Origin of the sequence: Micromonospora sp. MH33, from assembly GCF_003013775.1 — a bacterium.
Taxonomy (GTDB): Bacteria; Actinomycetota; Actinomycetes; order Mycobacteriales; family Micromonosporaceae; genus Micromonospora; species Micromonospora fulviviridis.
Genome location: NZ_MUYZ01000533.1, coordinates 1 through 2,492, shown reverse-complemented (window position 1 = coordinate 2,492; position 2,492 = coordinate 1). Strand labels below are relative to the sequence as shown.

At 72.1% G+C, this 2,492-nt stretch carries 1 protein-coding gene; it reads right to left on the bottom strand.

What is annotated here, in order from left to right:
- Positions 1-2,474, bottom strand: a 2,474-nt coding sequence (locus tag B0E53_RS35425; RefSeq protein WP_210406346.1) for an AMP-binding protein, incomplete at its 3' end; no start/stop codon positions are given.
- Between the last annotated feature and the right edge of the window lie 18 nt (positions 2,475-2,492).

Below are 2,492 nucleotides of genomic sequence, written 5' to 3'. Positions count from 1 at the left end.
TCAACCGTGTTCACCGCCGCCCGATGCGACACCTGCACACCCTTCGGCTCCCCCGTCGACCCCGACGTGAAAATCACGTACGCGGTGGCCTGGTCATCGACGTGCACCGGCTCGGCCAGCGGCGGGTGCCCGGCCGCCAGGTCGACCGGCACCACCGACACCCCGTCCGGCCAGGACCAACCGGCACCCGTTTCGTCGGTCACGGCCCAGCCGGCTCGCGCTCCGGCGAGGATCCGGTCCCTGCGCACGGGCGGCTGATCGACACCGACCGGCACGTACACGCCGCCGGCGGCCAGCACCCCCAACACCGCCACCACCTGCTCCGGGCCCTTGCGCAACGTCACCGCCACCGCATCGCCCGGCGCCACACCAGCGGCCACCAACGCCCCCGCCACCCGCAACGCCGCCGACGCCAGATCCCCGTAGGACATCGACCTCGTCTCGTCCCACAGCAACGCCGGGCGATCCGGGTCCTCGGCTGCCCGGTCGAAGAACCCCTCGTGCAGCAGCCGGCCCGACACCGGAGCCTCAGTCGCGTTCACCGACGCCCGCACCTGGCGCTGATCCTCCGGCAGGATGTCGCCGACCGGGGATGCCCAGTCACCGTCGATCAGCCGCGACAGCAGCCCGACGTACGCGGAGAACATCGCCTCCACCACACCCGCCGGGAACAACCCCGACACCACGTCCCAGTTCAACAACAGGCCACCGTCGAGCTCGACCACCTGATGATCGAGCCACACCTGGGGGGTCTGGGAGATCCCCCAGACGCGCTCGGCGTACGGATGGGGGCTGCCGCCGGCGGCCCGTTCAGTCACGCCGAGGGTGCTGGTGAACACGACCGGCATGGAAACCTCGGCGGAGCCCTGCCGGCGGGCTAGGTCGCGCATGATCTCCACGGCGGAGACCTCGCTGTGTTCCAGGTCGCGCCAGACCTGTTCCTGGAGACGGCGGGCCGTCTCCAGCCAGCTTTCCCCGGGCCGCGCCCGGTACGCCACCAGCAGCAGCGAGGTGAAGTCGCCGAGCACGTTGTTGATGTCCGGGTGGACGTCGCGCCGGTCGAAGAGGGTGAGGTTGACGGTCAACTCCTGCTGACCACTCCAGGCGGAGAGCACCTCGGCGAACGCGGTGGCGAGTACGGTCGACGGGGTCAGGTCGTGCCGGCGGGCGGCCTCGGCCAGCGCCGACCACTCCTGAGGGCTGAGTCGGTGCTCGTGCCGTTCGAAGGTGGGCCGGCCGAGTTGGGCCGGCTCGACGGCGGTCGGCAGGGCCGGCGCCGGGGGCAGGTCGTCGAGCCGGGCACGCCAGTACTCTCGGGCTCGGGCCAGCGCGGCGGGCGCCGGCCGGACGCTGGTGACGTAGTCGCGGAAGGACATGCCGACCGGTGGCAGCGGCGCGTCGAGGTCGTCGTAGAGCAGTTCCAGCTCCTGGAAGACGATCATCGAGCTGAGCGCGTCCAGGATGATGTTGTCGAGGCTGACGCCGACGCGGACGTGGTCGCCGTAGCGGACCGCCCGCACGTCGAACAGCGGCCACTCGGTGGCCGAGATCAGCTGGTGCGACATCGCGTCGCGCAGTTCGGCCAGCGCCTCCCGTTCCGCGCCGGGCGCGGCGTCGGTGACGGGGATGCGCAGCCGGGGCACCTCGGGCAGGATGCGCTGCTGGCCGTCGTCGTCGAAGACGGCGCGGAGCATCTCGTGCCGGGCGATGAGCCGGTTCCACGCCTCCTCCAGCCGGTCGAGGTCGATGTGCGCGCCGTCGAGTTCCGTGTAGAAGTGGCACCCGACCCCGCCGAGGGTGAACTCCTCGTTGCGGCCCATCCAGTACGCGCGCTGCACGTCGGTTGGGGGGAACGGGTCGTACCGGTGCTCGGGGTCGGGGGTGAGCCGGGGCTGGTCGGGCTGGGCGCCGGCACCGCCGAGGGTGAGCCCGGCGGCGAAAGCGGACAGCACCGGGTTGGCGAAGAGAGCGGTGAGTTCCGCGCCCTGCACGCCCTCGGCCCGCAGTTGGGTGATCAGCCGGGTAGCGAGCAGGCTGTCGCCGCCGAGGGCGAAGAAGCTGTCGGTGCGCCCGACCCGGTCGGCCTCCAACAGCTCAGCCCACAGCCGTGCGACGGTCTGCTCGATGTCGCCGCGCGGCGGTTCGTACCCGCCGGTCTGGTCGGTGACGGCGGCGGTGAGTGCCCGGGTGAGGGCGGCGTGATCGACCTTGCCGTTGGGGGTCAGTGGCATCGTCGCGGTGACGAGCACCGCGTCCGGGAGCATGTACGGCGGCAGCCGGTCGGCGAGCCACTCCCGCAGCACGGTCAGCGCCTGCGCTCCGCCCAGGTCGGCGCCGTCGGTGGGCACCACGGCGGCGGCGAGCCGGGTCGGCCTCAGGTCGAGGCGGACGGCGACGGCCCGGGACACCTGCGGGTGTTGGGTGAGGGCGGTTTCGATCTCGCCGAGTTCGATGCGGTGTCCACGGATCTTCACCTGATGATCGCGGCGGCC